This is a genomic window from Paraburkholderia sp. SIMBA_053, from assembly GCF_046534895.1.
GTDB lineage: Bacteria > Pseudomonadota > Gammaproteobacteria > Burkholderiales > Burkholderiaceae > Paraburkholderia > Paraburkholderia caledonica.
The window spans coordinates 1-237 of the sequence record NZ_JAWRXU010001686.1 but is presented as its reverse complement, the minus strand read 5'-3'; the positions used below and the strand labels follow the sequence as shown (position 1 = coordinate 237).

Genomic DNA, 237 nt, shown 5'->3' with positions numbered 1-237 from the left:
CGATCGACTCTCGAGGAAACGCCTATGCACGCTGCACCCACGTCCACGAAGACCGCCTTCGACGGCATCCGCATCGCCATCGGCGTGGGGGGATCGCTCGCCCTCGTCGTCGGGGTGGTGATCCTCGTCTGGCCGGGCAAGACCGCGATGGCCGTCACCGCTCTCGTCGCCGCCTACGCGATCGTCGCCGGTGTCATCTACGCGGCCATCGGCGGGCTGAGCAGGACGAAGGGCGGA

The 237-nt window shown here is 68.8% G+C and carries 1 protein-coding gene; it reads left to right on the top strand.

What is annotated here, in order from left to right; all coding sequences use genetic code 11:
- Positions 1–24: 24 nt before the first annotated feature.
- On the top strand, positions 25–237 hold a 213-nt coding region (locus tag SB753_RS41280), incomplete at its 3' end, for a DUF308 domain-containing protein (protein WP_410805715.1).